The sequence below is a fragment of the Brevundimonas denitrificans genome (genome assembly GCF_030160755.1).
Taxonomy (GTDB): Bacteria; Pseudomonadota; Alphaproteobacteria; order Caulobacterales; family Caulobacteraceae; genus Brevundimonas; species Brevundimonas denitrificans.
In genome coordinates this window covers 1-5,024 of the sequence record NZ_BSOY01000108.1, presented here as the reverse complement: position 1 = coordinate 5,024, position 5,024 = coordinate 1, and the positions used below count along the sequence as shown (strand labels likewise).

Annotated in this window: 8 protein-coding genes; 5 read left to right on the top strand and 3 right to left on the bottom strand. The window is 68.8% G+C overall.

Going from position 1 to position 5,024, the window contains the following annotated elements:
• A partial coding sequence (locus tag QQJ79_RS14730; protein ID WP_284223679.1) for a heme-binding protein occupies nt 1-197 on the top strand: 197 nt, incomplete at its 5' end.
• Between the two features lie 42 nt (nt 198-239).
• A complete protein-coding gene (locus tag QQJ79_RS14725; RefSeq protein ID WP_284223678.1) occupies nt 240-995 on the top strand; it encodes a pseudouridine synthase in 756 nt (251 codons plus the stop codon).
• 288 nt (nt 996-1,283) lie between these two features.
• On the opposite strand, the gene QQJ79_RS14720 is transcribed toward QQJ79_RS14725, so the two are convergent.
• Together QQJ79_RS14720 and QQJ79_RS14715 are read right to left on the bottom strand one after the other, a co-directional pair.
• Nucleotides 1,284-1,814, bottom strand: a complete 531-nt coding sequence (locus QQJ79_RS14720; RefSeq protein ID WP_284223677.1) for a dihydrofolate reductase family protein — start codon at nt 1,812-1,814, stop codon at nt 1,284-1,286.
• A 1-nt stretch (nt 1,815) separates the two neighbouring features.
• Nucleotides 1,816-2,493 carry a glutathione S-transferase family protein gene (locus tag QQJ79_RS14715; protein WP_284223676.1) on the bottom strand — a complete coding sequence of 226 codons (678 nt, stop codon included), beginning with the start codon at nt 2,491-2,493 and terminating at the stop codon, nt 1,816-1,818.
• Nucleotides 2,494-2,553: 60 nt separating this feature from the next.
• Between QQJ79_RS14715 and QQJ79_RS14710 the strand changes: the two genes are divergently transcribed.
• Nucleotides 2,554-3,015, top strand: a complete 462-nt coding sequence (locus QQJ79_RS14710; RefSeq protein ID WP_284223674.1) for a MarR family winged helix-turn-helix transcriptional regulator — start codon at nt 2,554-2,556, stop codon at nt 3,013-3,015.
• Nucleotides 3,016-3,068: 53 nt separating this feature from the next.
• Nucleotides 3,069-4,061 (top strand): sensor histidine kinase, encoded by a 993-nt coding sequence (locus QQJ79_RS14705; protein WP_284223673.1) that lies wholly within the window; start codon nt 3,069-3,071, stop codon nt 4,059-4,061.
• A 6-nt stretch (nt 4,062-4,067) separates the two neighbouring features.
• On the opposite strand, the gene QQJ79_RS14700 is transcribed toward QQJ79_RS14705, so the two are convergent.
• Nucleotides 4,068-4,811, bottom strand: coding sequence for a MauE/DoxX family redox-associated membrane protein (locus QQJ79_RS14700; RefSeq protein ID WP_284223672.1), 744 nt, complete (start codon nt 4,809-4,811; stop codon nt 4,068-4,070).
• A 23-nt stretch (nt 4,812-4,834) separates the two neighbouring features.
• On the opposite strand from QQJ79_RS14700, the gene QQJ79_RS16030 reads away from it, so the two are divergent.
• Nucleotides 4,835-5,024, top strand: a 190-nt coding sequence (locus QQJ79_RS16030; RefSeq protein WP_348521800.1) for a MerR family DNA-binding transcriptional regulator, incomplete at its 3' end; no start/stop codon positions are given.

Here is a 5,024-nt window from a genome sequence, read left to right as displayed (position 1 = left end):
CTTCCGCCTCGGCGGAGGAGCGGCTGGCCGCCGGCAGGATGGCCCTGCTGGCCATCGACGGGATCGTGCCCGTCGCGGGCGGCGTGCCCATTGTGGTCGACGGCCGGGTTGTCGGGGCCATCGGCGTGTCGGGCGCCTCGTCGGCGCAGGACGACGAGGTCGGCCGGGCGGCCATCGCGGCCGTGATCGGCGGCTGATCGGCGGCTGGACCCGGCGCCGCCCGGCGGCTAGGGACCGACATGGCGTTTTCCAGAACCTATGACGGCGACGAGCCGGTCCGGATCAACAAATGGCTGGGCCAGACCGGGGTCTGCTCGCGGCGCGAAGCGGACGCCCTGATCGCCGACGGCCTGGTCTCGGTGGACGGCGAGGTGGTCGCGGACGCGGGCCGCAAGCTGGAGCCGGGGCAGACCCTGACCCTCAGCGACCGGGCCACGGCGGCCCTGGCCGAGGGCGTGACCATCGTGGTGCACAAGCCGATGGGCTATGTCTCGGGCCAGCCGGAGCCCAACAAACTGCCCGCCGTGCGGCTCGTTACCGACAACAACCGGGTCGGCGAAGGCGTGACGCCCGCGGACGAGGTCTCCCTGCCCCCTATCGGCCGGCTGGACGAGGACTCGCGGGGCCTGCTGCTGCTGTCGTCCGACGGGGTTGTGGCCAAGGCGGTGATCGGGCCGCAGTCCGATCTGGACAAGGAGTATCTGGTCCGGGTGACGGGCGACATCACCGAGAAGAAGCTCAAGATCCTGCGTCACGGTCTGATGCTGGACGGCCGTCAACTGAAGCCGGCCTATGTCAGCCGGATGGAGTCCTTCCGGCTCAAATTCATCCTGCGCGAGGGCCGCAACCGCCAGATCCGGCGGATGTGCGAGATGGTCGACCTCGAGGTCGTGGATTTGATCCGTGTACGGATCGGGCCGTTGAAGCTGGACAATCTGCCCGAAGGCAAATGGCGGATGCTGACCCCGGATGAGCGGGCGGCGCTGGTCGGCTGAAGGGTCGAAAGGGTACGGTTTCGCCCTGAAAATTGCGGGCCGAAATTCGGGACGCCGACCCCCCGGGGGTCGAAGGGCGGGCGCCGGGTCCTGGGCGGACGCGGCGGGGATGTGAAAGGCTGTCAAAGACCGGCCCGGCGGGCATTCTCCCAGTATGCATACGCCTGCGTCAGAAGCGGTCGCAGGCGCCGGCGAGCCGACGTCCGCAGGGTCGAAAGGGCGCCCGAGGGGGTGGCGAGGGGCGAGATTATACGGGGCGGGAAGACACTGTTTCCGGCGACTTCCTCCCTACTCCGGCACGCAGGTCAGCCGGATCGCCTCGCCGCCGATCCGCTCGTGCGCCGTGATCCGCAACGGCGGACAGGGCCCCGCGAAGAAGGGCGCGCCCTGCCCCAGCACCACGGGATGGATGTAGAGCCGGTATTCGTCGATCAGGGCAAGGTCGGTCAGGCTCTGGGCCAGAACCGGCCCGCCGACGTGGATCTCGCCGTCGAATTCCTCCTTCAGCCTGCGGACCGCCGCTTCCACGTCGTCGGTGATGAGCGCGGCGTTGGGGCCGACCGAGGTCAGGGTGCGCGACACGACCCATTTGCGCTCGTTGCGCCAGGCTTCCGCAAACTCACGCAGGTCGTCGGTCCAGTCGGGATCGTCCTGCTCCCAGTAGCGCATGATCTCGTAGAGCTTGCGGCCGTAGATCTGGCCGGTCGCGGTGCGCACCACCTCGATCCAGTGCCGGAAGAGCGCCGGATCGGGCATGAATTTGTCGTGGTCGACATAGCCGTCCAGCGAGACGTTCATATCGAAGACGAGGCGGGCCATATCAGGCCGCCCCGCCGACCAGCCCGGGGTTCTTGGTCTCCGCCGCCTTGAACGGCTTCAGCTGGTCCGCCAGCGCCCGTTTGAAGGCCGGGCGGGCCTCGGCGCGGGCGACATAGTCGGCCAGCGCCGGATAGTCGGCGACGATGTCGGTGTGGCGCAGGTCGCGCAGCACGTGGGTCATCAGGATGTCGGCGGCGCTGAACCGGTCATTGGCGAACCACTGGCGGTCGCCCAGCGCCGTTTGCAGATCGCCCAGACGCTTGCGCACGAAGGCCTCGACCTCGGGACGCCGGGCCCTGGCCCAGTCCTTGTCGGCGTTGAAAAGGTCGATGGTCGCCAGCTCGGCCACGAAGGGCTCGATGCTGTTCATGGCGGCGAACAGCCAGGTCATCACCATCGCCCGCCCCGCGTCGTCCGCGGGCATCAGCCGGTCGGAACTCTGGGCGATCCAGAGCACGATGGCGCCGCTCTCGAACATCTCGACCTTGCCGTCGCTGTAGGCCGGCACCTGACCGAAGGGCTGCCGCGCGCGATAGGCCGCCGTCGCCTGGTCCTCGAAGCCGATCAGGGCGTCATCATAACCCAGACCCGCCTCCTCCAGCGCCCAGCGCACGCGGAGGTCGCGCACCGAACCCTGGGCGAAGGGCGGCACCCATTTGAAGGCGGTGACCTGGATCATCGGGAGCTCGTTCTGAAGCGGTTTCTTGACAGATAAGTTGATATCAACATATCAGAAGCCATGTCAAACCCCGCGCCCTATGCGACCACCCTGCACATCAAGGATCACTGCCTCTGCCTGCAGGCCCAGCGGGCGGCGCGGGCGCTGTCGCGCCGGTTCGACGAGGCCTTCCGGCCGCTGGGGATCACGAGCGGCCAGTTCTCGCTGCTGAACGGCCTGAACCGGGCCGAGCCGCCGACCATCGGCGCGGTGGCCAGCCTGCTGGTGATGGACCGGTCGACGGTGACGGCCAATCTCAAGCCGCTCGAACGGATGGGGGCCGTGACGGTGACGGTCGATGACAAGGACCGGCGCGGGCGGCGGGCGGCCCTGACCGACGCCGGCCGGGCCCTGCTGGCGGCGGCGACGCCGGTGTGGACCGCCGAGCACGGAGCGATTGAAGCCCGGCTGGCCGGGGGCGGCGACACGCTGCGCTCGGGGCTGGGAGCCGTGACGCAAACCGCCTTCCCCGCCCGGTCATGATCTGCGGTATGGCCAAGCTGGCCAAGCCGGGCGGGAGCCTCTAGGGGTCGATCATGCCCCTGGACACCGAGATCATTGACGCGGCCTTCGTGCGCACGGTGCTGGCCGCCTCCAACGACTGCATCAAGGTGCTGAGCCTCGACGGCGACCTGACCTTCATGAGCGAAGGCGGGCAGCGGGTGATGGAGGTAAGCGACTTCAACCAGCTGCGCGGCTGTCCCTGGTCATCCTTCTGGGAGGGTCAGAGCAACGCCGAGGCGACGAAGGCGGTCGCGGAAGCCCGCGCGGGGCGCAACTACCGTTTCCAGGGGCCCGCGAACACCGCCATCGGCAATCCGCGATGGTGGGATGTGCAGGTCACCCCCATCCCCGGACCGGATGGCAAGCCCATCCGCCTGCTGTCGGTGTCCCGCGACATCACCGAACTGAAGCGCTCCGAGGACCAGCACCGGCTGCTGGCGCTTGAGCTGAACCACCGGATCAAGAATGTCCTGGCCATGGTGCAGGCGATCGCCAGCCAGACCTTCCGCGCCGCCTCGGACCCCGTCGAGGCCAGGGCCGCCTTCATCGACCGGCTGGCCGCCCTCGGTTCGGCCCAGGATCTGCTGACCCAGACAACGCTGACGGGCGCCCGCCTGGCCGACATCGTCGCCGACGCCTTCCGTCCGCATGGACGCGAGGGTCAGGTGACAGCCACAGGACCCGACGTCGACCTGTCGCCACGCTGCGCCCTGGCGCTGTCCCTGGCGCTGCACGAACTGACCACCAATGCGATCAAATACGGCGCCCTGTCGGCGGACGGAGGGCGGGTGGCGGTGACCTGGACGTTGACGCCGGGGCCGGACGACACGGCCTTCGTCCTGACCTGGACCGAAAGCGGCGGCCCGCCGGTCACCCCGCCGACGCGCACGGGCTTCGGCACGGGCATGATCCAGCGGGCGCTGTCCGGCTATGTCGGCGGGGCCACGACCCTGACCTATCACCCGGCGGGCGTGGTGTTCACCCTGACGACGACGCTGGCGGCGTTGACGGCCGAGGTGAACTGAGGGGGCCTACATCGCCCCGACCAACATCCACACGGCCATGCCGACCATCATCACATTCTCCGTCAGTGAGACGAAGCCCAACGGGACGTTCGAAGAGCCTCCGACGCAGGCGCATTTGAGTTCGCGTTTGTCGACATAGACGGCCTTGAACACCGAGACCGCGCCGATCCCGCCGATGAACAGGGCGACGGGAGCCGACAGCCAGGTCAGCGCCCCGGCCAACATCAGCACGCCCGCGCCCAGTTCGGCGAAGGGATAGATGTAGCCGTAGGGAGCCCAGCGCCGGGCCAGCAGGTCGTAGTTGAGGAACATGGTCGAGAAGCGCTCGACATCCTGCAGCTTGAGCATGGCCAGCAGACACATGGCCGTGGCGATGAAGTTCGGCAGGACCATCGCCGTGATCGCCCGCATCGACAGCCAGTCGATCGCCACGGCGATCAGGGCCGCGACGGCGAAGACGGCCAGCACCGGGGTGTAGCTGGTGGCGCCCGGCTCCGGCACCTTCTGGCCGAAGAAGCGGCGCAGGTCGTCGTAGCCGCCGATGCGGACCCCGTCGATGAAGGTCTGGGGCGTGGTCGCCACGCCGTGCTCGGCCTTGAAGGCGTCGGTCTCGGCGCGGGTCTTCAGATGGTGGTCCTCGACGGCGTAACCCTTGCGGCGCAGCAGCCAGAGGGCCTTCTGGCCCGAGGGGCAGAGGTGGTCGGGCAGCACCATGCGATAGAGGACGGCGGTCTTCTGGGGGGCGGACATGGGCGAGTCTCCTGTTGCCGATAATGATCCGCGCCCTATCTGGGGTCCGTACCATGGTCCGGAGTCAAGCGATGTCCCCTTCCCGTTCCGACATGACCATCGCGCGCCTGGCCGAGGCCGGCGGCGTGGGCGTGGAGACGGTGCGCTACTACCAGCGGCGCGGCCTGCTGCCGACGCCGCCACGGCTGCTCAGCGGCGGGCTGGGCGGCGGCG

Coding starts and splice junctions, on each gene's coding strand:
- QQJ79_RS14725 (WP_284223678.1), top strand. CDS start 240: ATGGCGTTTTCCAGAACCTATGACGGCGACGAGCCGGTCCGGATCAAC.
- QQJ79_RS14720 (WP_284223677.1), bottom strand. CDS start 1,814: ATGGCCCGCCTCGTCTTCGATATGAACGTCTCGCTGGACGGCTATGTC.
- QQJ79_RS14715 (WP_284223676.1), bottom strand. CDS start 2,493: ATGATCCAGGTCACCGCCTTCAAATGGGTGCCGCCCTTCGCCCAGGGT.
- QQJ79_RS14710 (WP_284223674.1), top strand. CDS start 2,554: ATGTCAAACCCCGCGCCCTATGCGACCACCCTGCACATCAAGGATCAC.
- QQJ79_RS14705 (WP_284223673.1), top strand. CDS start 3,069: ATGCCCCTGGACACCGAGATCATTGACGCGGCCTTCGTGCGCACGGTG.
- QQJ79_RS14700 (WP_284223672.1), bottom strand. CDS start 4,811: ATGTCCGCCCCCCAGAAGACCGCCGTCCTCTATCGCATGGTGCTGCCC.